The following is a 25,272-nucleotide window of genomic DNA, read 5'->3' as shown; positions in this document are numbered from 1 at the left end:
TGATCTACTCCCATTGCGACTGCGCTTTGCTGTTTACTCCCACTCAATAGTTCCGGGGGGCTTGTGCGTCACGTCGTACCACAGGCTGCCAGCGCCTTCGGCTTCGAACTTGCGCCAGAGTCCAGCCAGCATTCCCTGGTCGATTTCGGCGAAGTTTGCGGTCATGGCTTCGGTGGAGTTCACCGGGCGCATCACAATGCAGGGCTTGCCCGCCGTGCGGAGCGGCACGAGAACGACCGGCATCTGCCAAATCTTTTCGTACAGGTCATTTGCCTGCAGGAATTCGGTGCAAATGTTGTCGAACTTGCGGAGCGTATCGAAGTTTTCGCGGGTGGCGAACTGTTCCACAAGCTTCGGGTCTTCATCGGCCACGCTACCAATCTGGTAGATGACGCGGTTGATTGCCTTGAAGCGGTTCGCAAGTTCGGTGGAGAACTTTTCGCAATCCTTCCAGGAGAGACCCGGAGTGGTGATAAGGAACGGCTGCGCGTAGGTGCGTCCGTCGCCTTGCACGCCCACGCTCTTGATGGGGAGCAGGCGGCCTGCAATCTTGTTCGCCTTCAGGTAGTCGGCGAGGGACTGACCGGCGGTGTCCTTCACGTCTTCGAACTTCACGAGGTCGTCGGTAAGCTTGCCCTCGCTACAGAGCAGGCGCACGCCGAGGCCCGGGCCCGGGAACGGGTGACGCCACACTAAGTTGTGCGGAATGCCGAGTTCTTCGCCGAGGGCGCGGACTTCGTCCTTGTACAGATCGGCGAGAGGTTCCAGCACGAGGCCCTTTTCCATAAGGTCCAAGACTTCCTGCACGCGGTTGTGGTGCGTCTTGATCTTGTCGGCGTTCTTGGTGCCGCCGCTTTCGATGGTGTCGGGGTAGATGGTGCCCTGCGCCATCATCCACTGGTTCGGATCGAGGTTGAGCTTCGCCATTTCCTCGTCCTTCACCGTCAGGAATTCCTTACCGATGATGCCGCGCTTGGTTTCCGGCGCGGTCACGCCCTTGAGCTTAGCGAGGAAGTGTTCGCTGGCGTCGCGGACCTTGAGGTTGTTCATCCCTTCGGCCTTCAAGAATTCCATAATCTTTTGGGATTCGCCGAGGCGCATCATGCCGTTGTCCACGTGCAGGCCGAGGACTTTTTCCGGCCCGAGCACGCGGTTCAAAAGCACGAATGCAACGGTGGAGTCTACACCGCCGGACACAAGCAAGAAGACCTTGCGGTCCTTGACCTGGTCCTTGATTCTCTGCGTGATGAGCGGCAGGTAGCTCTTCATGTTCCAGGTCTTCTTCGCGCCCGTGAAGTCGATGAAGTTTTCGAGCAACTTCATGCCGAACTTGCTGTGGGTGACTTCGGGGTGGAACTGGATACCGAAAATCTGGCGTTCGGGCTTGTCGCTGTCGAAAGCGACTGCGGCGATTTCACAGTCCTTGGTGCTGGCCACAATCTTGTAGCCCTCGGGGAGCTTGGTGACCTGGTCGCCGTGGCTCATCCACATGGGGCTGGCCTTCGGGAGGCCCTTCAGAAGTGGGCACTTTTCGTCGCCCACAATCAGGTCGGCGATGCCGTATTCCTTGACCTTGCCCGGTTCCACATGCCCGCCCAACTGCTGGGCGATAAGTTGGTGACCGTAGCAGATGCCGAGTTTGGGCACCGGGAGGTTCAGAATTTCGGGATTGTATTCCGGGGCGTCGGCCGCGTACACGCTACTCGGGCCGCCACTGTAGATGATTCCCTTCACGCCTTCGAGTTCGCTGACGGGAGCGGCGGGGGAATGGATTTCGGTAAACACGCCCAGGCGGCGCACGCGGTTAGCAATCAGGTGGGCGTACTGCCCGCCAAAGTCCAAAACTGCAATAGTATCGACGTTTTTCATACGGCCCAAAAATAGAAAAAAATTTCTATCTTTGGCCCCATGTTTAAAATTGGAGTGATGGCTTCCGGTGGTGGAAGCAATTTTAAGGCAATTATCGACAAAATTGGCTCTGGCGAACTCGATTGCCAGTGCAAGTTCTTGATTACCAATAACGGGAATTGCGGAGCTGTGGGGCACGCTTCGGAATATGGCATCCCGGTTCACCATATTTCGGGCAAGACGCACCCGGTTGTCGCGGATTACGAGGCCGCGATGATGGATGTCCTGGACAAGTATGACGTTGACCTGCTGATTCTGGCGGGCTACATGAAGGCGCTCCCTTCTTGCATGATAGCCCGTATGCCCGACCGCATCATGAATATCCATCCCTCCCTCCTGCCCAAGTACGGGGGGAAGGGCTACTGGGGAATCCACGTGCACGAGGCGGTGATTGCCGCGCATGAAAAGGAATCCGGCCCGACAGTCCATCTGGTGAGCGAAGAAATTGACCAGGGACGCATCCTCTCGCAGGTGAAGGTTCCCGTTTTCGAGAATGATTCTCCCGAGGTGCTTGCGGGCCGCGTGCTCGAACAGGAACACAATCTATATTGGAAGACCATCCGCGACTATGCGGGCAGCCTTGGACTTCACTAGGGTCTATAGGGAATGGTATGAGATTCAGGCTGCCAGCATTCCTTGAAAATGTCGAAACTCCGGTAGAAGGGGAGAACCTATTGCGGAGGTTTGTCGCCGACCCTGCATCTGTTGGCGGTGAAGAGACGCTTGACCTGTTCTCGCTTGCAGAAACCGGCGCAAGGAAAAACGTTGTCGTTGTCGGCATCGACGAGGTGGGCCGGGGCCCGCTTGCAGGGCCCGTGGTGGCGTGCGCGGCAGTGTTGAAAGCGCCCGATATCATGCCGGAACTGAACGATTCCAAAAAGCTTACGCGCAAGAAGCGCGAGGCGATGTTCGATGCCGTGAAGGACGCGTGCGCCTGCTATGCAATCGCGAGTGCGAGCGTGGAAGAGATTGACCGCCTGAACATCCTGGAGGCCGATTTCCTTGCGATGCGGCGGGCTTTGCAGGCGCTCGGAATGCCGGGACTCGATGCTCCTCTGCCCGAGATTCCTTTGGAAGTGAAAAGTTCGTTTGCGGAAGTCTCGGGCTCGCCGGTTCCTTATGTTTTCGTTGCGGTTGATGGCAACCTGAAAATCCGGGGTGTCCCTGCCGAGATGCAGATGCCCATCGTTAAAGGGGACGGCCGCATTGCAAGTATCTCCGCTGCGTCTATCCTCGCGAAAGTATTCCGTGATCGCGTTATGGACAAATTAGCGGAAGAGTATCCGGGTTATGCGTTCGAGGTGAATGCGGGCTACGGCACGAAGGCGCATCTCGACGGCATCCGTAAATTCGGGTTTACACCCGCGCACCGCAAGAGTTTTCACCCGAAAGGGCTGGAATGACAATTTGGGGGGCTTTTTGCCCGTTTAAGTTGGTCTAAAAAATATCTTTTTGCTACATTGTGCACGGGGCGTATGTTTTCGCCCGGAATTTTTTCTGAGGAGGTTCTTTTGAACAATTCCATCCCTCTTGTGCAAATGGTTTTGCAGTCCGATATCGCGACTATCGTGGTTCTCTGCATCCTTGCCATTATGTCGCTCGGTTCCTGGGGCATCATCATCGTAAAATTCTTTACATACCGCAGGAGCAAGCATGCGAATGCCGAGTTCTTCCGCAAGTTCAGCACGGTCACGCAGTTCGTGCAGCTGCAGGGGCTTTGCGAGACCGCCGAGGACAGTGCGCTCCGCCGCCTTACGGCCGAGGTGCTGAAGGAAGCCTCCAAGTTCAGTAACTTTGTGAGTTACGATTCCATTCAGCACCGCGCATCGCTTTTGGAAGACACCATCCAGCGCTCTATCGAGGGCCTGCGCCTTACCGAAGACCGCTACCTGAGCTTCCTTGCGACAAGTTCAAACCTTGCCCCGTTCTTCGGCCTTTTGGGTACGGTGTGGGGCATCATGATTGCGTTCTTCCAGATTGGCCAGCACGGTTCTGCCGACCTCTCCGTCGTCGCTCCGGGTATCGCCATGGCGCTTATTACCACGGTGGGCGGTCTCGTGGTCGCTATCCCTGCCTCTGCGGGCTACAACTACTTCACGAGCTGCAACGGCCAGAACGAGATTTCGTACTTCAACTTCGGTTCCCAGGTATTGAGCCTGTTCAAGCGCGGCGACCTGCTCGCCCTCGAAGAAGTTGCCGGCTAGGAGGCCTAGGTGAAGCGTAGCCGCGGAAAAGAACTCAAGCAGGAGATGAACCTCACGAACATGATCGACATCGTGTTCTCGATCCTTATCGTGTTCATCATCTCCGCTCCGCTCATGAGCCAGGGCGTGAAGGTCGACCTCCCGAAGGCCGAAGCCCCGACGATGGAGCAGGAAAAACTTTTGAAGGTGTCCATCACCAAGGACGAGAAGATCTACATCGCCGACATGCAGGTGGATTTCAGCAGTTTCAACAACGTGTTCAAGTCCCTCTGGAACGGAGAGATGGCGGTCGTCATCAATTCCGACGAGAACGTCCATTACGGGCTCGTGATGAAGGTCGTTACGCAGGTGCAAAAATTGGGCGTGACAAAACTCGGGTTCCTTACGATGAATCCTAAAGAAAAACCGGGTAAATGAGCAAGGAAGAAGAAAGGATAAAGTACTTCAGCTCGGACGTGGATTCCACGCTCGTGAAGATAATCGTGGTTGCGGTTGTCTTCCATTTTGCCGTTGCCGCGTTCTTCATCGGGCTGCATTACGTGAACCTGAAGCCTGAACCCGAGAAAATTCCCGTGTTCGAGATGGTGCAGGTGGCCCAGCCACCTCCGCCCCCGAAGCCGGTACAGCCGAGGCCTCCCGAGCCACCGAAGCCCAAGGAGCCTCCGAAGCCCAAGGTGAACAAGGAACTCCCGCCAGAGATTAAGCCCGAGCCGGAGCAGAAGCCCGAGGAGGTGCACGAAGAGGTTCCGCCGGAACCAGAACCGGAGCCCGAACCGGAACCGCAGGAGGATTTCCCGGTCGACGATCTCGACCTGCCCGTTGCAGTGGAGGCCCCGAGTCTGAATCCGGTGGGTTCCGTGGACATGGATCCGCTGATGCAGGTCTATCTCGAACAGCTTAAGAAGATTATCATGAGCAACTTTAAGCCGCCCAAGGACTTGAAGGTGGGCCGCGATGCGAAGACAACCGTGCAGTTCCAGGTGGACCGCTTCGGCGGTATTACCGCAGTGATTCTCAAGAAGTCGTCGGGCAACAAGGCGTGGGACCACCTTTCCGTGCGCGCGGTGCAGATTTCGAAGGTGCCCGAACTGCCGCCGAACTACCGCGCCCCGAGCCTCGTGCTGCATTTTAACTTTACTCCGAACTGACGCTATGAAAAGATTGTTTGTCCTGCTTGCTTTTTTGGTATTCTCCGCGCCGTGCGTATTCGCGTCTATCGATACGATTGCCGTCGACGTGGGAATTTCAGTGTTCAAGACGACTCCCATAGGCATTGTGCCTTTCGAGGAAAAACCTGGAATCGAATGGATTGAGGAGCGTCCGCACCAGATTCTTACACGTGATGCGAATCTCTCCGGTCGATTTGACGTTGTCGCTTCTGAAAAGTTCAACCTTGCGCTTTTCAGCCGTAGCCATGCGGATTACTACATGACGGGGAAAGTTTCTCCCCTGGCGGATGGCCTGCTCAAGGTGGAATGCTTTCTCTACGTGTCGAAGTCGAAGACGCTCCGCCTCGGCGAAAGTTACACGGTAAAGCAAAAAAATCTGCGTCGCGCAGTCCACGATTTTTTCGACAAGGCGACTCTTTGCATTACGGGTGAACGCGGCGTTGCGACGACCAGGCTAGCCTTTGTTTCCAAGATCGACGGCGTAAAGCAGGTGGTAATTTCTGATTACGACGGCTTCCACCGCAGCCAGGTGACGCGTGACTCGACTATCAGCATGATGCCCGTGTGGATGCGTGGAAATGCAGGCCTTGTGTACGTAAACTTCAAGACGCGTAGGCCGCGCCTGTATGCGAAAAAGTTCGGCGGTGCGGAATATCCGCTATTCGCCCAGTTTGACCAGACCTACAGTCCCGCCGTGAATCCCAGGACGGGGGAGCTCCTTTTTTCTTCGACCGTGGATGGAAAAACGGATCTCTATCTTGGCAATATGGAAACGGGCAAGGCGAGGAAGTTTGCGTACCTGAAGAGCAACCAGACGAGTCCCGCGTGGAGCCCGACCGCAAGCGAAGTGCTGTTCACGAGTGACCGCGGGGGAAGCCCGCAGATTTTCGTGATGGAGAAGGACGGATCTGACCTGCGCCGCGTGACGTTCATGGGTCGCTACAACGAGCGCGCCAGTTGGTCGCCGAATGGGGACCGCATCGTGTACACCTCGATGGACAACGGCAAGATGAACATTTATACCTGCGCTCTTGACGGGAGCGACATCGTGCAGCTCACGAACAACGCGGGCAACAACGAACACCCGACCTGGTCGCCCGATGGCAAGCTGATTGCTTTTTCGAGCAACCGTAGCGGGACTTACCAGATTTACATTATGCGGTTCGACGGCGCGAACGTGACCCGCATTACCCAGGGCGGCGAGAACACTGCGCCTACGTGGTCCTGGTTCAACGAAGATATTAAACAACAAAAAAAGGAAGGTAATCAATGAAATTCGCATTTAAACTCGCGATGATTTCTTGTGTGGCGAGTCTTGCCCTCGTGGCGTGTTCGAAGAACCCGCCTCCCGAGACTGCTCCGGCTCCCGCACCCGCCCCGGCTGCTGCGGCAGCTCCCGCTGCAGAGCAGCCCGCCGCTCCTGCGGAACCCGCGTTGAATGCGGATTCCCTCGCTGCAGAGCAGGCACGGCTCGAAGCCGAACGCCTTGAAGCCGAACGCGCCCGCCTCGAAGCTCTTATCAACCAGATCATGAGCGAGGATGTCTATTTCGACTTTGACCGCTCCGAGCTTACCGAAAAGGCCAGGGAACTCTTGGCTCAGGTGGGTGAGCTCCTGCTGAAGGAAACCCGTTTCACGATTACCATCGAGGGCCATACCGATGCTCGCGGTACCGAAGACTACAACTTTACTTTGGGTGCAAAGCGCGCCATGAAGGTAAAGGAATTCCTCAATACCTACGGTATCGATGGCAAGCGCATGGAATCCGTGAGCTACGGTAAGGAAGCTCCGAAGGCTCAGGGCGAAACGGAAGAAGCCTATTCCCAGAACCGCCGTGCGAACTTCCGCGTGAACATCCAGCCGTAATAACAATATAGAGTCATAGTTTCTAGCAACACTCGTAGAATATGAAAAAAATCATAGTAGGAATTGCCTTGGCGGCGCTCTCGCTTACGGGCTGCTCGCAGATGACGGTGCTCCGCACCGAAGAAATGCGTAATGTCGGTACGGACGTGCAGGTTGCGGTTCTCAGCAACCTCGATTCCGCCATGCATAAGCTCAGGGCCGACAACAAGAACCTCCGCAAGCGCGTGGATTCGCTCAAGGCTGAACTTCTTGCCCAGCAGGAAGCGTCTGCCTTGCTGCAGAAGCGCATGATGGCGGAACTCTCCATCCTTTCGCGCCGTGTGAGTGATGAATCCGAACGCAACGATTCGCGCCAGGAAGAAATCATCTACCGGCTCGACATGCTGCTTGGAAAGTCCGACAAGATTCTCGCGAAGAAGGTCGTGGTCAGTGGCGCCCCGCAGGCCCCGATTTCTATGGATAGCGTCGAACGCGAGGCCGAACGCCTCGTGGAAGCCGAAGCCATGTTCAATACGGCCCGTTCCGATTACCATCGTGGCGAATACAAGCTTGCCTATACGGGATTCAAGCAGGTCTATGAACAAATGAAATCTGGCGAGCTCGGTGAAAACTCGCTCTACTGGATGGCGCTTTGCCTGGTCGAAGTGAACCAGATTGAAAAGGCGAAGAAGGTTCTCGATGCCTTGACGCAGAGTTTCCCTGACGGGGGCAAAACCTGCACTGCTCTGTTCAAGCTAGCGGGAATCTATGGCGACGAATGCAACATTGAATCGCAGAAGCAGTACTTGCAGAAGATCTTGGCGAACAAACTTTGTGAAAAGTCCGCCGAGTTCGAACAAGCCGCCGAAATGCTGCAGTTTATTTTGGAGCGTGAAGAAAAAAAGGCCTCGGGAGCCCCGGTCGAAGCTTGTGAACCCGTAGTGCGCGATGTGCCGAAACCTTCCACGGCCGCGCCTGCTGAATCACAGCCCGCCGCAGTGCCCGCGTCCGCGCCGTAAGGCGCCCACGAAGAAACTTGTTTCGAGTGACGAGAGGGTTTTAGGGAGGGCGGAGCCCTCCCTTGCCGTACTAAGACGCTTACGAAGAAACTTGTTTCATCGCCGAAGTTTATTTCTCAAAAAGCATCGTCGTCTTCGTCGTCGCTGTGGCGAATCACGACGCCGCCGATCTTAGCCATCTTGTTCTCGAAATCCTCATAACCGCGGTCGAGGTGGTACACGCGGCTCACGGTGCTCTCGCCTTCGGCGATGAACGCGGCGAGTACGAGCGCTGCCGTCGCTCTCAGGTCGCTACCCATGATTTCGGTGCCTTCGAGCTTGGTGCCACCCTTGATGGTCGCCGTGTTGCCGTTGACCTGGATGTCGGCGCCGAGACGCTGCAGTTCGGCCACGTGCTTGAAGCGGTCGTTATAGACGGTATCCTGGATGACGCTGTTGCCCGGTATCGAGACGAGGGTCGCCATGAGGGGGGCCTGCATGTCAGTGGGGTATCCCGGGAAGGGGAGCGTCTGGATGGTGATGGGCTTGAGTTCTACATTGCGGGCGTCGACTTCGGCCCAGTCCGCACCGACACTCACCTTGCAGCCCATGTCACGGAAGGCGTCGAGCGTAGAGGCGATGTGGTCGGGGATAATCTTCGTGACCTTTACGCGGCCTCGCGTGATGGCGGCTGCACAGAGGTATGTGCCCGCCTCGATGCGGTCGGGAATCGTGAAACCTTTGCCCGGGCGGAGGCTTTCGACGCCCTGCACGGTGAGGGTGCGCGTTCCGCGGCCCTGAATCTTGGCGCCCATGCCGATAAGGTAGTCGACGAGGTTGTCGATTTCGGGTTCGAGCGCCGCGTTCTGTAGAACGCTCGTCCCCTTGGCGAGTGTCGCTGCCATCAGCACGTTGACCGTGGCTCCCACGCTCGAAATGGGGAAGTAGAAGGTGCCGCCGGGAAGCCTGCCTTCGCAGGTCGCCTCGACGTAGCCGCGCGTGAGCGTAATCTTTGCTCCGAGCGCTTCGAGTCCCTTGAGGTGGAGGTCGACCGGGCGCGGACCCCATGCGCATCCGCCGGGGAGAGAAACACGGCAGCGTCCGAACCTGGCAACGAGCGGGCCAAGGACGTAGAAACTTGCGCGCATCGTCTTCACAAGTTCGTAGGGGGCTTCGAGATGGTCGGCTCCGCGCGTGTCGATTTTGAGGTTGTGGGCTTCGCCGCTGATGCGGCATCCGATGACGCGCAGCACGTCGCTCATGGTCTTCATGTCCTTGAGGTGCGGCACGTTCGTGATTTCGGAAACACCATCGGCAAGGAGCGCTGCTGCCATCACGGCAAGTACGGCGTTCTTCGCGCCCGAAACGGGGACTTCGCCTTCGAGGGGCTTTTTTGCCTGGTGAACTTCAAAACGGTACATTTTTAATTCTCCTTGGACTCGTCGTTGGATTCGCTACGGGGTGCTTTGGAAATCCTGGCTTCTTCGTTAAAGACAACCGATGTCCTTGCAATCCAGTCGTGAAGCGCCCTGCGCCTTGGGTCGATGCAAACGATTAGGTATCCGAGTCCATAAAAAAACAGGGTCATTTGAGTGAGTATACTGCAAAGGTAGCGCGCGGTGGCTCCGCCCCATCCGATTTTAGCTCCTTCGCGGGTCTCCACGTGGATGTGGACAAGCATCTTGCCCGGGGTCGCAGAATAGATGGCGTGAAAAATGATAAAGTAGAGCGCCTGTATGACGTTCAAGATGCCCATGAACAGGGAAACTCCACGTATGCTTGGCAGCTTGGACACGGCTTCCGTAGTCGATGCGGAATCTGCGAGGCTGTTGAGGGCTTCCTGGAGCGCGGGGAAGTCGACAACTCCAGTGGCAGAGAGAATGAAGAGTATTCCTCCGCAGATAAAGCCGAGAATGAGGTTGTCTACAATATAGGCGGCGGCTCTCGTGAAGAACCCTGCGTAGCGGTACCTGGCGAATTGCTCTTTTTTCATGACCTCTTCGAGGGCCTTTATAGTATTCTCCAAAAGTTCTTCGCGGGCGAGGTCCGCATCGTCGGGGGCGGAAAATTCCTCCTTGTAGGCACTCCAGGGCTTCCAATCTTCTTCGCCGCTATGCCATACGAGCGTTGTTTCCGTTATTTTTCCCTGGTTTACAAATTCGCGGATTTCATCGATAGAATAAGGACCCTGCCTACGTTCTCCATCGGTGATGCTCTCGTCAATAAAATACCATTTCATACAATGTCAAAGTTAGAAAATTCGAAGGCCGTTTTCTATGAAAATTACTAAATTATCCCCTATGAGTATGTTTAAGCCGGGGCAACGTTTCGTTAGCCAGTCAGAGCCGGATCTGGGTCTTGGAATTGTATCCGAGGTGCAGGGCCGCACCGTTCAGTTTTCTTTCCCCCTAGTTGGTCAAATTCGTATATACCGTGTCGATTCTTCTCCGGTTGACCGTTTTATATTGCAGCCGGGCGAAACCGCCAAGAACGAAAAGGGAGTCTCCTTTGTCGTCGAAAGCGTCCGCGAGGTCGACGGCGTGGTCATCTATGTAGGTCGCGGCGGTCGCGAAATGAAGGAATCGGACCTCACGGCGAAGCAGATGGCAAGACCATCCGACTTGTTCCAGAGCCTCATGAAGATTGGCCGGGACAAGGTGGACGAGGTGTCTTCGGGGAATGTTTCCTCGAAGGCTTTTGAACGCAGGCGCCGTGCCATGGAACTTCTGTGCCACTGGAAGTCCTCTCCGGTGCGTGGCATGATCGGTCCCCGCGTGAGCATGATTCCTCACCAGTACTACCTTTGCTATCGTGCCTGCGCAAGCTCGATGCTTCCGCGCCTTATGCTTAGCGACGAGGTTGGCCTTGGGAAGACGATTGAGGCGGGTATGATTTGGCATGCGCTCAACGCCCGTGGCCGCGTCCAGCGTTCCCTCATCATTGTGCCCGAGACTCTCAAGCATCAGTGGATGATCGAGATGAAACGCCGATTCAACCAGCTGTTTACCCTGGTCGACGAAGGCTTTATCCGCGGGTTGTTCCTTTCTGTGGCAAAGGATGAGGTGAAACCCAATCCCTTCATGCAGAGCAACAATATCATCGTCTCTATCGATTTCTTGATGAGCCAGCCTGCGTTGATCGAGGACCTGCTCAAGACGCAGTGGGACATGACCATTATCGACGAGGCCCATCATCTTGTTTGTGAAGATGGCTTTACCAGTCACGAATACATGCTCGCGAACGCTGTGCTCGCCCGCTCGAAGGGCGTTCTCCTCTTGACGGGAACGCCTTTGCAGCTGCATCCCGAATCGCAGTTCAACCGCCTCAAGATGCTCGACCCGGCCCGCTTCTCGGACTATGGCGAGTTCATCAAGGACCAGGAGGCCTACCGCAAGCTGGTGAATGACCTTTCCAAGCTGCCGACCGACCCCAACCATCAGATGAGCTGGGAAGACCTGTACGAATCGGTTCCCAAGAATTCCAAGATTCGTCCCTGGCTTGAACAGGAAAATTCGAAGTCGATGACTGCGGGCGAATGGATTCGCCGCATCGTGGACGGCATGGGTACGGGTTCCGTGGTGTTCCGCAATACGCGAAAGGGCGTGGGCGGATTCCCCAAGCGCAAGCTGGATGCCGTTTGTCTGGAGCCGAACCCGAAATATCGTGAAATGGTTGAAATTGCGGCCGAGAAGGACCTGGACGCCTCGACGGACATTCAGGAGAACGGCCTCCTTTGCACGCGATATTCGGACGCCTGGGACTTGGATGAACGTATCGTATGGCTCAAGGAATTTCTCAAGGAACATGCAAACGACAAGGTCCTACTGATTTGTGAATCGATTGAGGTCGTGCTGGCGCTGGAATCTATCCTGACGGACTACCTCGGCGAGGGCGCATTCTCCATGTTCCACGAGGATATGACCATCATGGCGCGCGACAAGGCTGCCGCGAACTTCAGCAAGGAGAACGGGGCGAATCTTCTCATCGCGTCTGAAATCGGCTCGGAAGGCCGCAACTTCCAGTTCGCGCACCACCTGGTGCTTTTCGACCTTCCGTTGGATGCCGCTCTCGTGGAACAGCGCATCGGCCGTCTCGACCGCATCGGCCAGACGAAGGACATCGTGATGCATGTGCCCTACGTGAAGGGCTCCGGCCAGGAGGTGATGTTCCGCTGGTATAACGACGGCCTGAACGCTTTCGGCGCCCCGCTGATGAGTGGCGGAGAGCTGTTCCTCAAGTATACCGATAGCCTCATCGAAGCCTTGGCGGACCCGCGCCACTCGCTTGAAAACTTTGTTGAAAACGTAATCCCTCAGGTCCGCAAGGACTGCGAACAGATGCGCAAGAATATCGAGAAGGGCCGTGATCGCCTGCTTGAATTCAACAGCCGCAATCCCGAGAAGGCGAAAGAAATTACCGACGAAATCGAACGTATCGATGCGGAACCCGAGCTGCGTGAACTGTTGCTTGATTCGCTCCGTTCCAGGGGGCTGGAAATCGACAAGAGTGCCGTTGCCGGGTGTGAAATCATCACGATGGGTCCGCAGATAGAGGAAGGTTCTATCGCCGGGATGCCGAGTCGTGGCATGGTGGCGGCCCAGAGCGAAGAGGAAGAACAGGGCTCCGATAGCATCTCCTTGACGGTGACGTTCGACCGCAAGGTGGCCATGGTTCATGACGAGGTGGACTTCATGAGCCTAGAACACCCGCTTGCCCAGGGCATGATCGACTTCGAAACGGGGGTCAACCATGGCAATGTCGCGTGCTGTATCTGGCCTGGCTCCGGATTGCATGGACTCATGATGCAATACAACTTTGCGATAGAACTTCCTGTGCCCGAAGAATGGGGCGTCTCGGACATTGTCGGTCCGCGTTATGCGTGCGTGCTTGTTGATGCTGCCGGCGTGGACCAGTCGGCCCACTTGGCGGAACTGCAGAATGCGGAAGTCCGTGATGTGAATGTCCCGCAGGGAAACAAGGCGGTCGATGCGACAATCCGCTATTTTGCACATGGCGGTCTCGCCGTCGCAAAGCAGTGCGTGAACGGACTTGCCAAGGAATACGCGGAGAAGGCTGCTGCAGCTGTCGAGGCGCGTTCGGAACAGGAATACCAGCGCGTGAACCACCTGCTTACCATGCGTGGCAAGGCGGGGAACAATGCTGAACTCCAGCAGTTGCGCAAGAATGTTTTCGACAGGAAGAAAATCGTTGCAAACCCGCAGCTCCGCTTGGATGCCATTCGTCTGGTGGTTTGCAGGTAAAGAATACGGATTACGAAAATGAGTGAACTACGTAAGAATATCCTTGATGAGGCCCGCCGTATCGTCGTGAAAATCGGGTCCCGTATTTTGGTGGATTCCGAAAAGGGCGGCGTGCGCACCCGCTACATCCAGAAACTTGCCGATTCTGTCGCGCGTCTCATGGAAGCGGGCAAGGAAGTCGTGATTGTCACAAGCGGTGCCGTGGGAACCGGCATGAGCCAGCTGGGCTACAAGGAAAAGCCGACCGTGCTTGCCGAAAAGCAGGCCTGCGCCGCCGTGGGCCAGATCGACCTCATGTACGCCTACCGCGAAATGTTCCGCTGGGTGGATCTCTCGGTGGGACAGATTCTTTTGTCTGCCGATGACTTCCGCGACCGCACCCGCTACAAGAACTTGCAGAACACCATCAAGGCGATGCTAGCCCGCAAGATTGTCCCGATTATCAACGAGAACGATTCGCTTGCGGTCGCCGAAATCAAGGTGGGCGACAACGACAAGCTTTCGAGCGACGTGGCGCTGTTCCTCGATGCCGATTTGCTTTTGATATTCACGGACGAGGACGGCCTTTTTGACGACAACCCGAAGAAGAATCCGAACGCTCGACTGCTCCGCTTTGTGCCCGAAATTACGCCTGCAGTGCTCGCCCTTGCGGGGAAACCCGGCGAGGCTGGCTCTGCCGTGAGTACCGGCGGTATGCGTAGCAAGCTTGAAGCGATTCGAAACGTGACGCGTAGCGGTGCAAACGCCTTCCTTGCGAACGGCATGAAGGTGTTGCCGCACCAGGTGATTTTTGAGAATGCACAGGGCACTCTGTTTGCGGGTTCCAAGAAAAAGCTCAACAGCCGCCAGCGCTGGCTCAGTTTCATTACGACTCCGCGCGGGGCCGTGGTGGTGGACGAGGGCGGCGTGAAGGCGCTCCGCGAAAAGCATTCCAGCCTGCTCCCCGTGGGCGTGTGTGCCGTCAAAAAGCATTTCGACAAGGGCGACCTCATCGAGGTGTTGAGCCCGTCGGGCGATGCGGTTGCGCGTGGCGTGGCCGGTTTTGACAGCGAGACGCTCAAGCTCGTGTTGCACAAGAAGACGGCTCAGGTTCACGAGATTCTAGGTAAGGACGTGCCCGACGAGCTCATCCACAAGAACGATTTGGTCGTGTTCTAGCAGGTGACAGGAGGAATGCGGATAATGCGATTTGTGTGTAAACTAAGACGTATGGCGATTGCGCTTTCGCTTGCGGCGACGGCTTCGCTTGCCGATGCGATTTCGGTTGAGTCGCTTGTCGGTGCGGGAACCTGGGTGCGTGACGACCACCTGCGCGAAATGAGCGATATCTTGCTCTTTGGCCAAGGCTCTTTCATTGATGTTGGCATGTATTATACGCCGCTCCCGTCGCAGATTCCCTTGAAGAGCGAATTCGGCGAACACCAGGGCTTTGCCTTCCGCCACCATTTTGCTGGTTTTTCCAGTACCGAAATTTCGAAGGGCTATTTCCTGGGACTTCTCCTCTGGTTCGACCGCTACGGCTGGGACGGCGAGGACTTCTTCTTTTTCCCGCGCTACAGCGATTTCGGTCACGTGAGCTCGGTGACGACATGGGGCATCTCGTTTACGGATGCTAAACACGACTGGACGGTTGCTGCAGGTATGCAACACCAGAATCTGGAATTTGCCGGCGACTTTTTCCCGGCCGAAAACGATTCGCTGCTCTACACATGGGCGGAACTCCGCTACTGGAAATTCAGTGCCCAGGCAAGCCTTCATCGTGCGAACGTGAAATCGATTCGCCTCTCGATGGACCTTGAAGACCGCCCCGTTTATGGCGGCAAGTCCTCGGGCATCAGGACCTACCTTCCGAATATCGACGCCACCATCTACAAGCGTGTCATCGGCGGTTTCGATGAAGACTTTGTCCGAGTGCATTGGGAACAGAACCTTTTCGCCCAGAGGCTCTACGCTGAAGTCTCCTACGATTTCCCGGACGACGGTTTCCATTCCGCGGCAATCAAGTATTATCCCGACCCGTCGCGCCTTGTCGGCATCGAGTTCACATGCCTCCGCCGCCGCGTGTACGATGACGGATGGGATGACCTGATGTTCGGCTGGGCTATCGAACTGCCCGTGCTCCGCATTGGCTACAATTCTGCTACCGACTACGACAGGCTCTTCCATGCGAAGGGAACTTGGATTGCGGAGCTGCAGTTCAACCTGCAGTCCGTGGGTGAATTCCTCTTTGGCCGCGGCGGCCGTACGACGGCGCCCATCGAGACGAATACCGTGAAGCAGAAAAACAAGCAGGCGGCGCCCCAGAACTCCGGCATAACGCTGCCCACGTCGTCGCAGACGCAGGCTCCGCTGACAGCCACGGGCGTCCGCTATGAGAAGGTCGATGCTGGCGCAACCCTGACGCAGGGAGGTAGGTAATGAAACGCTTTTCTATAATCGCTTTGCTTCTTTGTGCGCTTACCCTTACGGGTTGCCTCAGCCACTGGTTTACCGATTCCTCGACGCGTCTCCAGGTGGAGAACAAGACGGAGCGTGTCTTTGTCGGGCTCGATATCGTGTCGGAGGATGGATATACGACGATTCCCTGGATTCGCGAGACGCTCAAGCCCGGCGAACGTAGCCGCGTCTACGAGCAGGATTGGGTGGGAACTTTCAAGATAAGGCTCCTGTTTAAATCCATTCATGAAATCTGCGCGATAAATATCGAAACCAAGGAAAGGGATTGTTCTGCGATGTACGAGATTGTCTCCCATACTCCGCTCGAGTTCGAGTTCGATGGCGGCAGCAACTACATGATCCTTACGGATAACGAAGACGGTGGCGTGCACATTTTGATGCACTAGTGCTGAGTTTGCAATGAACTTAAAAGAAGCCGACCCGTTGGGTCGGCTTTCTCGTATTACTTGCGTTTACCGCAGAGGATTTTATTTGTTCAGCGTTTGCCGCCTTTGGCGTCCGCTGTTGCGTTCGGTCATACCGTCAAGTAAACTTGACGGTGCGACACTCACTTTGCAAGCTTTTCGGTTGCGGCGGCGACGCTGAGCAGGTCCGTTTCCTGGAACGGCTTGCCAATCCACTGCAGGCCCACGGGGAGTCCTCCAGCCATGCCGCACGGAACGCTCACGCCGGGGAGGCCCGAGAGGTTCAGGCTCACGGTGTAGATATCGGAGAGGTAAACGGCCATCGGGTCGGACTCGTTCATGCCGCACTTGAGCGGGAGGCCCGGCATCGTGGGGCTTGCGATTACGTCCACGCTTTCGAACGCCTTGTTGAAGTCGTCCGTGATGAGGCGGCGCACCTTCTGGGCCTGCACGTAGTAGGCGTCGTAGAAGCCGGCGCTGAGCACGTAGCTTCCGAGAAGGATGCGGCGCTGGACTTCCTTGCCGAAGCCTTCGCTGCGGGACTTGGCGTACAGGTCGAACAGCTTGCGGGCTTCCTTGCTGCGGTATCCGTAGCGCACGCCGTCGTAGCGGGAGAGGTTGGAACTGGCTTCTGCAGTTGCGATGATGTAGTAGCTAGAGACTGCGAAACCGATGTGCGGGAGGCTCACTTCCTTGAGCGTGGCGCCTTCGGCTTCCATCTTCTTGAGCATGTTCTCGATAGCGGCCTTGCATTCCGGGTCGAGACCGTCGGCGAAGTATTCCTTCGGGACGCCGATGACCTTGCCCTTCACGCCGGCATCGAGCTTCGCGCCGAAGTCCTCGGGTTCGCGGGTGCTCGTGGTGTTGTCGTGCGGGTCGATGCCGCAGATGGCGTTAAGGAGCGTGGCGCAGTCGGCGACGGTAGTGCCGAAGGGGCCAATCTGGTCCAGGGAGCTTGCGTATGCCAAAAGGCCATAGCGGGACACGCGGCCGTAGGTGGGCTTGAGGCCCACAACGCCTGTGCAGGCGGCGGGCTGACGGATAGAACCACCGGTGTCGGAGCCGAGCGCACAGGCGACCGTGCCACTGGCAACGGCTACGGCCGAACCGCCACTGGAACCGCCCGGCACGCGGGATTCGTCGAGCGGGTTCTTCACCGGCCCGTAGTACGAGGTCTCGCTGCTCGAACCCATCGCGAACTCGTCCATGTTCGTCTTGCCGACGATAACCGCACCTGCCGCTTCGAGCTTTTCGATGGCTGTCGCAGTGTAGGGGGCCACGAAGTTGTCGAGAATCTTGGATGCGGCCGTGGTGCGCGTGCCCTCGAGGCACATGTTGTCCTTCACGGCGACGGGAATGCCGTCCAGCACGCCGAGGCTCTTGCCTTCGGCACGGCGCTTGTCCGATTCCGCGGCCTTCGCGAGGGCGCGCTCGTTCAGCACGCTGATGTAGGCGTTCAAATTCTTGGTAGCTTCAATCTTTGCAAGGGAGTCCTGCGCGAGAGCGACTGCCGAAGTCTCGCCGCTGGCGAGCTTGGCGCTTAAATTCTTGATGGTTTCCATTACCGGTTTCCTCCGGACCATTTCATGATGTAAATGGCCACGATCATACCAACGATGCTGACTACGTTAATCTTTAGACCAAAGCCAAGCGCGAACTTGACCATGTACAGATCCAGGACGACCGGATTTGCCTTGTCCCCGAGGAATCCGAGGTTCAGGTCGAACGAGGCCACGAAGAAGTTGCGCACGATGTTGTCGTAACCGCCCGCGTTCATGAGTTCGCCGAGTTCCCCGAAGAGGAGCCCGAGGCATTCACCGAGCACTCCGCCGATGATGAGGCCGAGCACGATAAAGAGGATGAGTCGTCCGAAGGTGTTTCTGTTAGTCATATGGGCAAATATATAAAAAAGCCGTTCGTTTGTTGTTACTTAATGCTCCAGTCGATGGGTTCTAGACCCTTGCTGACGAGGTATGCGTTTGCTTTGCTGAAATGCTTGCAGCCGAAGAACCCGCGGTAGGCCGAGAGCGGGCTCGGGTGTGGCGCGGTGAGAATCAGGTGGCCGCGGTTCGGGGCCACGAGCGCCTGTTTTTTGATGGCGAAACTGCCCCAGAGCAAGAATACGAGGTTCTCGCGCACTTCGGAGAGGCGCTGGATGACGGTGTCGGTGAACTGCTGCCAGCCGATTCCGGCGTGGCTTGCCGCCATGTGGGCGCGCACCGTCAAGGAGGCGTTCAGGAGAAGGATTCCCTGGTGCGCCCAGCTTTCGAGGTTGCCGTGCGGGGGTGGCGTGATGCCCAGGTCGTCGTGGAGTTCCTGGAAGATGTTCACGAGCGACGGGGGAGGCTCGATACCCATGGGCACCGAGAAGCACAGCCCGTGCGCCTGGCCCGGATTGTGGTAGGGGTCTTGCCCGATGATGACAGCCTTGACCTTGTCTACGGGGCAGTAGTCGAGCGCTGCGAAAATCTTGGAGCCGGGCGGGTAGACGACGTGATGCTCCGCCTTTTCCTGCAGGAGTTTGTCTTTAATTTGTTTAAAATATGGCTGCTCGAATTGGTCGGCGAGCAGGTTCAGCCAGGATTGTTCAAGTTTGACGGTCATGTTATCATGCCCGCGAAGGTGGGCATCTCCTTGTTAAAATTGCGGTTTTCTCGCCGCGGAAGCGGGTGTAGAACAGGATTGCGGAATTCTTGCCTTTGGGCTTGAGTCGCTTGGTTTCGGCGTCGGGGTCGAGCTTTACGCCGCGCAGCTTGAGCGTGATTTTCCCGATGTCGTGTTCCTTGAGCATGCTGCGGACGGCTCCTGTCGCGATTTCGGTATGCGCGAGCACTTCGTAGCAGGAAAATCCCGGTGCAGGGAGCGGCTTGTCGCTCGAAACATACGCGATGCCTTCCGAAATCAGGTGAGCATTCGGGTCGTGGGCGAGGGCCGCCTCGTTGAATATGCGGCTCCGGATAAGTACTGGCGCGGGTTCTGCGATGTACTTGCCAATCTCCCCGAGGGGCAGGTCGCTCCGGCTCGTCGCCGTGCGGTAGGTACGGTCCTTGCCTTCGAGGCTGTCGTTCCGGTCGAGTTTTTCCTGCAGGTCGTCGTCGAGGGTCTCAAGCGAGCGGTCGCGCCTGCGGGTCCATTCTGCAAGCGTTTCGCCCGCCTTCCCGACAATGATTGCGCGGACGGTGTCCGGGTGTTTTGCGAGTTCCCCGAAGAGCACGAGGCATTCGCGGCAGTCGCCGTGCCCGCCCAGGTAGAGGATTTCGGTTCCGTCCGGGATTTCGGCGGGCGGGTAGCCGGGCGGGAGTTTCGCCATGCCGCCCTTGTAATGCTTGCTGATTTCGACGACTTCTTCGAGCGTGGGCGTGAGGTTCTTCAGGTCGCGCTGGTTCTCGCCTTCAATGGCGCGTCTTGCCGGGTCGATTGTGAAGTAGTCCGCGCCTTCAACGGAGCGCACGTCGGCGCAAATCGTTTCGGCGTTTTTCCCGAACGCCTGCATGTTGTGGCTATACATCGCGAGACGGTTTTCGTCCAGGTCGACTCCCGTCACTTTTAGGCCCGCAGGCAGGTAAAAACTGTCTCCGCCCATGCCGCAGCACAGGTCGTGAACTTCCGCGCCTGTGCCAGTTGCATTTTCGGTTGCGTCGCTGGTCGCGTCGTTCCCGCATGGCCAGAGTTTTGCCTTCCAGCGCCCGATATCTTGTGCGGTGCTCTGTTCCAGCGCGAGCTTGTCGCACAAGAGGAACATCCCGCGGGCGGTCTCGTTATTTGCGAACTTTTCGCGGAACTTGGGCACGAGCGCCATGTAGTCCATGATAGCAGCGCGCTCCTCGTTGCTGTATCCCTGCTTGTTCAGTGCGGTCGAAACCTGCAACGCATCCAACTTGCGCGTAAGGGCCTCTTCGATAAAGCCCTGTACAGTGTCGGATGCGAGCAAATTCCACGGTTGCATATTGTAAATTTAAATTATTTGCACGATTTTATGGGTTCCGGCGCACCGCTTGCCAAACTTTTAGTTTAAATTTAAGGCATGGGATACAAACAGGGTTGTTTTAGAGTACGGCACTTGTGCCGTTTTGGGTGTGTCGCGGCGATGGCTGCGGCTGGGGTTCTTTTCGTTGCATGCGGCGGTGATTCCGACAGCGGTGCCGGTTACGACTACGAAATAGTGGGGGAGTCCTCCGCGGGTTTTACGCTTCCCGATTTCAGCAGCTCGTCGGATGCGATTGCCTCGATATCTTCTTCCGATTTTGCGCTGTTGCCGTCGTCGGGTGTATTCGATGCTCAATCCTCTTCCGACTTTGTGTCTCCCGAATCTTCCGGAGACAGGCCTCCGCGCTCTTCGTCTGCGGTTGAACCGCCCCGTTCGTCTGCAGGGTCCGAGCCGCAAACCTCTTCAGCGCATAATCCTCCGCCCTCGTCCTCGTCCGAATCTCCTAAATCTTCCGCGACCCAGCAGCTTCTCAATTTTGACTTCTACATGGGCGCCGACATTTCGACCGTGCAGGAATACGAACGCAACAGGACCAGGTTCTACGACGTGGATGGCACCGAGAAGGATATCTTCACGCTTCTCAAGGACCATGGTTTCAACGCTATCCGCCTCAAGACATTCGTGAGTCCCAAGGCAAAGTACGGCTATGCCGCTTCGGAATGCGGTCACGATGCCGAGGCTTACGGCGACAAGGACCATATCGTCGCCTATGCGCAAAAGATCAAGGCCGCGGGCATGGCTTTCTTGCTCGACATCCACTACAGCGACAACTGGGCCGATCCCGGCAAACAGATTATCCCTGAACGCTGGCGCAAGGTGAACAGCTCCGACGCTCTCGCCGATTCCGTTTACGCCTACACCCTCGATTTGATGAACGCGCTCAAGCAGGTGAATGCGGTTCCCGAGATGGTGCAGATTGGCAACGAGACAACGCCGGGCATTCTCGTCCACGTGCCGAACAGCAAGACGGATTGCTGGGGCAACAATGTAGACAAGGCCTCTACCGCAATCAACGGCGATATGGGGACATCGAGCGGCAAGGCGAACGCGGCCAAGTATTTCAAGGCGGGCATCAGGGCGGTCAAGGAAGTCTCGCCGAATACCAAGACCGTGCTGCATATTGAACGCATACGCCAGGCGAATACGGTCACCTGGTGGATGACGGAAATCTTCAAGAACCAGAAGGTCCCTGCCGATGTGATGGGATTTTCCGCCTACACGGCTTACGGCGACGGCGCTCCCGATAACTGGAAATCGCTCTTCCAGACTGTCACCTCGAGCTATCCGAATCTGGAATTCATCGTCGCGGAATATAACGGCGGTGACCAGGATAACCACTACAATTTCGACGGCTCGCGCAAGCGCACGAACGAGATGGTGAAGGGAATGGACCGCTGGATAGGCTCATTCTTCTGGGAACCGACGCTCAGCGGCGCCTGGGGAACGGCGCTCTTCGACTGGAAGGGAAACGACATGCAGGCGAACAGCAATGCCTTCGAGGAATACCCGATGCGGTAGGGAAATATTGCCTATTGACGGGAGTATCGTTCGGAGCGGGATATTTGACTGCGTCCGCATGCAGAAGTCCCTCCCGGCCAGGTAGTTTTTTCTAAATTTATCCTCGCAAAAATTCAAAAAAGGATAAATCATGCGCGATCAGTTCGAAAGCCCGCTTATCAAGCGTTACGCCAGCAAGGAAATGAGTTTCATCTTCAGCCCGCAGTACAAGTTCCAGACTTGGCGGAGGCTGTGGATTTACCTCGCCGAATCCGAAATGGAACTCGGCCTCCCGATTACGCAGGAGCAGGTGGACGAACTGAAGGCCCACGAGAAGGACATCAACTTCGAAGTCGCCGAAGAAGAAGAAAAGCGCCGCCGTCACGACGTGATGAGCCACGTTTACGCTTACGGCGTCCAGTGCCCGAAGGCGAAGGGCATCATCCACCTCGGTGCAACGTCTGCATTCGTGGGCGACAACACTGACCTTATCCAGATGCAGCAGGCCATGATTCTCGTGCGCAAGCGTCTTTGCCGCGTGATGGACAAGCTTTCCAAGTTTGCGATGGAATACAAGGACATGGCCCAGCTCGGTGCAACGCACTTCCAGGCCGCCCAGCTCACCACCGTCGGTAAGCGTGCTTGCCTCTGGCTTCAGGACATGCTCATCGACCTCGAAGAATTGAACTTCCTCATCGAAGTGCTCCCGTTCCGCGGCGTGAAGGGCACCACCGGTACGCAGGCTAGCTTCATGGACCTGTTCAACGGCGACGAAGAAAAGATTATGGAACTGGACCGCCGCGTGACCGCCAAGGCAGGCTTCAAGCGCGTGCTCACCATCACCGGTCAGACCTACACCCGCAAGTGGGATAACCGCGTGAACCAGGTGCTCAGCTCCATCGCTCAGAGTTTGCACAAGTTCGCTACCGACATGCGCCTCATGCAGGGTGTGAAGGAAGTGGAAGAACCGTTCGAAAAGACCCAGATCGGTTCCAGCGCCATGGCTTACAAGCGTAACCCGATGCGCAGCGAACGCATTTGCTCCCTCGCTCGTTTCGTGATGGCCCTGGTGAACAGCACCGCCTTTACGCAGGCGACGCAGTGGTTCGAACGTACGCTTGATGACAGTGCGAACAAGCGTCTCGCCATTCCGGAAGCGTTCCTCGCCATGGATGCCATGCTCATCATCGCCGAGAACGTCACCAACGGCCTCGTGGTTTACCCGAAGGTCATCGAGAAGCGCATCATGGCCGAACTCCCGTTCATGGCCACCGAAAACATCATCATGGAAGGCGTCAAGAACGGCGGCGACCGTCAGGAACTCCACGAAGAAATCCGCGTGATGTCCATGGAAGCAGGCAAGGTCGTGAAGGAACAGGGCAAGGACAACGACTTGCTCGAACGCGTGCTGAAGAACGAAAAGTTCCAGAAGCTCGGCATCACCGAAGCGAAGCTCAAGGAAATCCTCGACCTCCGCAAGTTCGTGGGCCGCGCTCCGGGCCAGGTTGTCAAATTTGTCTCTGAGGAAGTGCGTCCCGCCATTGAGGCCGTTCCGGATTGGAGCAACATTGATGCTGGAGAATTGAAGGTTTAATTATAAACCTCAATCCTGAATTGTCACCCCCGCCTTGAGCGGGGGTCTTTGTTTTGTATATGAAACAAAGTGTATAATATGCGGTGTTGTGACATGTTTTTGGTGCTTTTCTCACGGATTTTTGCGAATTGAGCCTCTTGACGTTTTTGTGGGCGCTTATTAATTTATATTGTGATAAAATAGGAGGACACAATGGACATTTCGAAAAAGAAGGTGGAAAAGAACCTAGCGTGGTCGCCTTCCACGCAAAAGAAACTCGCCTCGATGCTTGGGGTGTCGGCGGCTACAGTGCTTGCCAGTGCGGCGCTGACGGCATGCGATACGACTTCGGCAACCAGTGGAGATGTTATAGAGCCCACTTCCTCTGAGCAGATGACTTGCGGGGAAATGCCTTGTGATGGCGATATTAGGCCGGAATCCAGCAGTTCCGAGGAAAGTCCGAATTCGTTCGGCATCGAACCTACGAGCGGAATTTCGTCGAGCAGCATGGCGCCGAGGCCGTTATCCAGCAGTTATGAAATAGATTCGCTTGATGTGACTTCGGGCGAGGTAATTCCGCCGGAATATATTGAACCGGAATCGGGCTCCAACATTGATACCGGACATCTGGAATCTTCTAGTTCGTCATCCTCTAGCGATGCAATCCTGCCGTCTTCCTCTTCTACGGAGTCGGGACCGCTTGCGGGCGATCCGGTTGTAACTGAACCGGTTGTAGAACCGGGACCGATTTTAGCGGGGGTCATCGAGGATACGCCGGTGCGCATGGATGAACCGAAGCAGTAATTTTCGCCAATGAACTTGGTTCTTTCTTTAACGGAGCGGTGTAACCTGCGTTGCACCTACTGCTACTACAAGGTGAGCCACGAGGCTCGCAGCCTGGTGATGTCGAGTGACATTATGGAGGCGGCGATTAGGCTTGCTTTTGAACGCACTCTTTCGCTGAACCAGCGTTTTTTGAACATCACTTTCTTTGGCGGGGAGCCGTTACTTTGCATGGACGCCATCCGCAGGGGAGTGGAACTTGCGAAAGGCTTGGTGCATGAACGATTTGGCGAAGAAGTTTTGCTCGGGCCGCCGACTTCGAATACGACGTCGCCGAAGTTTCGCCTGCGTTTTGCTGTCAACACGAACGCCACCTTGCTGAACGAAGACATCATCGAGTACCTGAAGCGCGAAAAGTTCCGTATCTACCTCTCGCTTGACGGCCCCGAGGCGCACCACAACATCTGCCGCAAGCAGGTGGGCGGGGCGGGCTCCTTCAAGCTGATTGAACCGCATATTCCTGTGCTCACCAAGCTCGATACGGTCGTGCTTTCGGTGGTGACCCGCGACAACATGCGCTCGCTTTCCGATGCGGCCCGCTGGATACAGGCGCAGGGGTTCAGGAACATGACTGCCGCCGTGGATTTCGACGGCAAGTGGACGGGCGAGGAATTCGATGTCCTTGCTGCGGAGTATGTGAAACTTGCCGAATTCTGGCTCGAACTCAAGCGCAAGAAAGTCCCCTTCTACCTGGGAACCATCCAGGACAAGTTGAAGTTCAGGCTTACTGGGCAGCGCCACCGCACGTCCAGTTGCCAGGTGGCCGAGGGCATTGTCGCCTGTGCTGCGAACGGGAACCTTTTCCCCTGCACGCGGTTTATCACGAGCAAGCCGGATGCTCCCTACATTTTGGGCAATGTCTTTGACGACCCAGCGCAAATCTGGAACGGAGCGGTGGCCCGCGATATCCTGGACTTCTTCAGTCGCGACAAGGAAGACTGCAAGGGTTGTGCCATACGCTTCCGCTGCCATGCGCACGAATGCGCCTGCACGTCGTTCTATTCTACGGGTAGTATTCACGGGGTTTCGCCCGAGGTCTGCACGCACGAACGCATGCTCGCCGCAATATGCGACGATGCCATTTGCGACGATGCCGTTTGCGATGACGTCATAAGCGGATGATTC

General features: G+C 56.5%; 23 protein-coding genes. 16 read left to right on the top strand and 7 right to left on the bottom strand.

Going from position 1 to position 25,272, the window contains the following annotated elements; all coding sequences use genetic code 11:
- Positions 1-33 precede the first annotated feature (33 nt).
- Positions 34-1,869, bottom strand: a complete 1,836-nt coding sequence (gene guaA, locus B4A77_RS04340) for a glutamine-hydrolyzing GMP synthase (protein WP_290738639.1) — start codon at positions 1,867-1,869, stop codon at positions 34-36.
- A 39-nt stretch (positions 1,870-1,908) separates the two neighbouring features.
- Between guaA and purN the strand changes: the two genes are divergently transcribed.
- The 8 genes from purN to B4A77_RS04300 all read left to right on the top strand — a co-directional run bounded on the left by purN (position 1,909) and on the right by B4A77_RS04300 (position 8,145).
- Positions 1,909-2,502, top strand: a complete 594-nt coding sequence (gene purN, locus B4A77_RS04335) for a phosphoribosylglycinamide formyltransferase (RefSeq protein ID WP_173366837.1) — start codon at positions 1,909-1,911, stop codon at positions 2,500-2,502.
- Positions 2,503-2,519: 17 nt separating this feature from the next.
- Positions 2,520-3,311: a ribonuclease HII gene (locus tag B4A77_RS04330; RefSeq protein WP_290738635.1), complete on the top strand. Its 792-nt coding sequence runs from the start codon at positions 2,520-2,522 to the stop codon at positions 3,309-3,311.
- Between the two features lie 108 nt (positions 3,312-3,419).
- Entirely contained in the window at positions 3,420-4,112 is a 693-nt protein-coding gene (locus tag B4A77_RS04325; RefSeq protein WP_144063796.1) for a MotA/TolQ/ExbB proton channel family protein, read from the top strand.
- 9 nt (positions 4,113-4,121) lie between these two features.
- Positions 4,122-4,529 (top strand): ExbD/TolR family protein, encoded by a 408-nt coding sequence (locus tag B4A77_RS04320; protein WP_290738632.1) that lies wholly within the window; start codon positions 4,122-4,124, stop codon positions 4,527-4,529.
- Entirely contained in the window at positions 4,526-5,260 is a 735-nt protein-coding gene (locus tag B4A77_RS04315; RefSeq protein ID WP_290738627.1) for an energy transducer TonB, read from the top strand. The genes B4A77_RS04320 and B4A77_RS04315 overlap by 4 nt, the downstream gene beginning before the upstream one ends.
- 4 nt (positions 5,261-5,264) lie before the next feature.
- Entirely contained in the window at positions 5,265-6,554 is a 1,290-nt protein-coding gene (locus B4A77_RS04310; protein WP_290728345.1) for a translocation protein TolB, read from the top strand.
- The gene (locus B4A77_RS04305) at positions 6,551-7,147 is read left to right on the top strand and encodes an OmpA family protein (RefSeq protein WP_173380764.1); all 597 of its coding nucleotides are present in this window, start codon (positions 6,551-6,553) and stop codon (positions 7,145-7,147) included. Before B4A77_RS04310 ends, B4A77_RS04305 begins: the two co-directional genes overlap by 4 nt.
- A 41-nt stretch (positions 7,148-7,188) precedes the next feature.
- Positions 7,189-8,145, top strand: coding sequence for a tetratricopeptide repeat protein (locus B4A77_RS04300; RefSeq protein WP_290738624.1), 957 nt, complete (start codon positions 7,189-7,191; stop codon positions 8,143-8,145).
- A 116-nt stretch (positions 8,146-8,261) separates the two neighbouring features.
- Here B4A77_RS04300 and murA read toward each other — a convergent pair whose 3' ends face one another.
- Positions 8,262-9,545 carry a UDP-N-acetylglucosamine 1-carboxyvinyltransferase gene (gene murA / locus B4A77_RS04295; protein ID WP_173380766.1) on the bottom strand — a complete coding sequence of 428 codons (1,284 nt, stop codon included), beginning with the start codon at positions 9,543-9,545 and terminating at the stop codon, positions 8,262-8,264.
- A gap of 2 nt (positions 9,546-9,547) precedes the next feature.
- Positions 9,548-10,363 (bottom strand): RDD family protein, encoded by an 816-nt coding sequence (locus tag B4A77_RS04290; protein ID WP_173380767.1) that lies wholly within the window; start codon positions 10,361-10,363, stop codon positions 9,548-9,550.
- Between the two features lie 61 nt (positions 10,364-10,424).
- On the opposite strand from B4A77_RS04290, the gene rapA reads away from it, so the two are divergent.
- From rapA to B4A77_RS04270, 4 genes are read left to right on the top strand one after another with little or no spacing between them, the layout of a single operon-like run.
- Complete coding sequence (gene rapA, locus B4A77_RS04285) at positions 10,425-13,385, top strand: RNA polymerase-associated protein RapA (protein ID WP_290738620.1); 2,961 nt, start codon at positions 10,425-10,427, stop codon at positions 13,383-13,385.
- 18 nt (positions 13,386-13,403) lie between these two features.
- Complete coding sequence (gene proB / locus B4A77_RS04280; protein WP_290728337.1) at positions 13,404-14,543, top strand: glutamate 5-kinase; 1,140 nt, start codon at positions 13,404-13,406, stop codon at positions 14,541-14,543.
- 51 nt (positions 14,544-14,594) lie between these two features.
- Positions 14,595-15,803: a hypothetical protein gene (locus B4A77_RS04275; RefSeq protein ID WP_290738617.1), complete on the top strand. Its 1,209-nt coding sequence runs from the start codon at positions 14,595-14,597 to the stop codon at positions 15,801-15,803.
- Positions 15,803-16,228, top strand: coding sequence for a hypothetical protein (locus B4A77_RS04270; RefSeq protein ID WP_173366370.1), 426 nt, complete (start codon positions 15,803-15,805; stop codon positions 16,226-16,228). Before B4A77_RS04275 ends, B4A77_RS04270 begins: the two co-directional genes overlap by 1 nt.
- A gap of 161 nt (positions 16,229-16,389) precedes the next feature.
- Here the strand turns inward: B4A77_RS04270 and gatA are convergent, their stop codons facing one another.
- The 4 genes from gatA to B4A77_RS04250 are packed head-to-tail and all read right to left on the bottom strand — an operon-like array spanning position 16,390 to position 20,192.
- On the bottom strand, positions 16,390-17,808 hold the full coding sequence (gene gatA, locus B4A77_RS04265; RefSeq protein WP_290738615.1) for an Asp-tRNA(Asn)/Glu-tRNA(Gln) amidotransferase subunit GatA: 1,419 nt from the start codon (positions 17,806-17,808) through the stop codon (positions 16,390-16,392).
- Entirely contained in the window at positions 17,808-18,137 is a 330-nt protein-coding gene (locus B4A77_RS04260; RefSeq protein ID WP_173380772.1) for a DUF4321 domain-containing protein, read from the bottom strand. Before B4A77_RS04260 ends, gatA begins: the two co-directional genes overlap by 1 nt.
- Positions 18,138-18,172: 35 nt before the next feature.
- Positions 18,173-18,850: a uracil-DNA glycosylase gene (gene ung, locus B4A77_RS04255; protein WP_290738613.1), complete on the bottom strand. Its 678-nt coding sequence runs from the start codon at positions 18,848-18,850 to the stop codon at positions 18,173-18,175.
- A gap of 4 nt (positions 18,851-18,854) precedes the next feature.
- A complete protein-coding gene (locus B4A77_RS04250; protein WP_290738611.1) occupies positions 18,855-20,192 on the bottom strand; it encodes a class I SAM-dependent methyltransferase in 1,338 nt (445 codons plus the stop codon).
- Positions 20,193-20,270: 78 nt separating this feature from the next.
- On the opposite strand from B4A77_RS04250, the gene B4A77_RS04245 reads away from it, so the two are divergent.
- From B4A77_RS04245 to B4A77_RS04230, 4 genes are all read left to right on the top strand, one after another.
- The gene (locus B4A77_RS04245; RefSeq protein ID WP_290736276.1) at positions 20,271-21,752 is read left to right on the top strand and encodes a glycosyl hydrolase 53 family protein; all 1,482 of its coding nucleotides are present in this window, start codon (positions 20,271-20,273) and stop codon (positions 21,750-21,752) included.
- A gap of 130 nt (positions 21,753-21,882) precedes the next feature.
- Complete coding sequence (purB, locus tag B4A77_RS04240; RefSeq protein ID WP_290736270.1) at positions 21,883-23,325, top strand: adenylosuccinate lyase; 1,443 nt, start codon at positions 21,883-21,885, stop codon at positions 23,323-23,325.
- Between the two features lie 192 nt (positions 23,326-23,517).
- Positions 23,518-24,108, top strand: a complete 591-nt coding sequence (locus tag B4A77_RS04235) for a hypothetical protein (protein ID WP_290738608.1) — start codon at positions 23,518-23,520, stop codon at positions 24,106-24,108.
- A gap of 9 nt (positions 24,109-24,117) precedes the next feature.
- Positions 24,118-25,269 carry a radical SAM/SPASM domain-containing protein gene (locus B4A77_RS04230; RefSeq protein ID WP_290738605.1) on the top strand — a complete coding sequence of 384 codons (1,152 nt, stop codon included), beginning with the start codon at positions 24,118-24,120 and terminating at the stop codon, positions 25,267-25,269.
- Positions 25,270-25,272 lie beyond the last annotated feature (3 nt).

Source organism: Fibrobacter sp. UBA3718 (assembly GCF_002371935.1).
Classification (GTDB): Bacteria; Fibrobacterota; Fibrobacteria; order Fibrobacterales; family Fibrobacteraceae; genus Fibrobacter.
This window is presented reverse-complemented; position numbering and strand designations above follow the sequence as displayed.

Coding starts and splice junctions, on each gene's coding strand:
- gatA (WP_290738615.1), bottom strand. CDS start 17,808: ATGGAAACCATCAAGAATTTAAGCGCCAAGCTCGCCAGCGGCGAGACT.
- B4A77_RS04245 (WP_290736276.1), top strand. CDS start 20,271: ATGGGATACAAACAGGGTTGTTTTAGAGTACGGCACTTGTGCCGTTTT.
- purB (WP_290736270.1), top strand. CDS start 21,883: ATGCGCGATCAGTTCGAAAGCCCGCTTATCAAGCGTTACGCCAGCAAG.
- B4A77_RS04270 (WP_173366370.1), top strand. CDS start 15,803: ATGAAACGCTTTTCTATAATCGCTTTGCTTCTTTGTGCGCTTACCCTT.
- rapA (WP_290738620.1), top strand. CDS start 10,425: ATGAGTATGTTTAAGCCGGGGCAACGTTTCGTTAGCCAGTCAGAGCCG.
- guaA (WP_290738639.1), bottom strand. CDS start 1,869: ATGAAAAACGTCGATACTATTGCAGTTTTGGACTTTGGCGGGCAGTAC.
- B4A77_RS04275 (WP_290738617.1), top strand. CDS start 14,595: ATGGCGATTGCGCTTTCGCTTGCGGCGACGGCTTCGCTTGCCGATGCG.
- B4A77_RS04310 (WP_290728345.1), top strand. CDS start 5,265: ATGAAAAGATTGTTTGTCCTGCTTGCTTTTTTGGTATTCTCCGCGCCG.
- murA (WP_173380766.1), bottom strand. CDS start 9,545: ATGTACCGTTTTGAAGTTCACCAGGCAAAAAAGCCCCTCGAAGGCGAA.
- B4A77_RS04305 (WP_173380764.1), top strand. CDS start 6,551: ATGAAATTCGCATTTAAACTCGCGATGATTTCTTGTGTGGCGAGTCTT.
- ung (WP_290738613.1), bottom strand. CDS start 18,850: ATGACCGTCAAACTTGAACAATCCTGGCTGAACCTGCTCGCCGACCAA.
- proB (WP_290728337.1), top strand. CDS start 13,404: ATGAGTGAACTACGTAAGAATATCCTTGATGAGGCCCGCCGTATCGTC.
- B4A77_RS04235 (WP_290738608.1), top strand. CDS start 23,518: ATGGACATTTCGAAAAAGAAGGTGGAAAAGAACCTAGCGTGGTCGCCT.
- purN (WP_173366837.1), top strand. CDS start 1,909: ATGTTTAAAATTGGAGTGATGGCTTCCGGTGGTGGAAGCAATTTTAAG.
- B4A77_RS04250 (WP_290738611.1), bottom strand. CDS start 20,192: ATGCAACCGTGGAATTTGCTCGCATCCGACACTGTACAGGGCTTTATC.
- B4A77_RS04330 (WP_290738635.1), top strand. CDS start 2,520: ATGAGATTCAGGCTGCCAGCATTCCTTGAAAATGTCGAAACTCCGGTA.
- B4A77_RS04260 (WP_173380772.1), bottom strand. CDS start 18,137: ATGACTAACAGAAACACCTTCGGACGACTCATCCTCTTTATCGTGCTC.
- B4A77_RS04290 (WP_173380767.1), bottom strand. CDS start 10,363: ATGAAATGGTATTTTATTGACGAGAGCATCACCGATGGAGAACGTAGG.
- B4A77_RS04315 (WP_290738627.1), top strand. CDS start 4,526: ATGAGCAAGGAAGAAGAAAGGATAAAGTACTTCAGCTCGGACGTGGAT.
- B4A77_RS04230 (WP_290738605.1), top strand. CDS start 24,118: ATGAACTTGGTTCTTTCTTTAACGGAGCGGTGTAACCTGCGTTGCACC.
- B4A77_RS04300 (WP_290738624.1), top strand. CDS start 7,189: ATGAAAAAAATCATAGTAGGAATTGCCTTGGCGGCGCTCTCGCTTACG.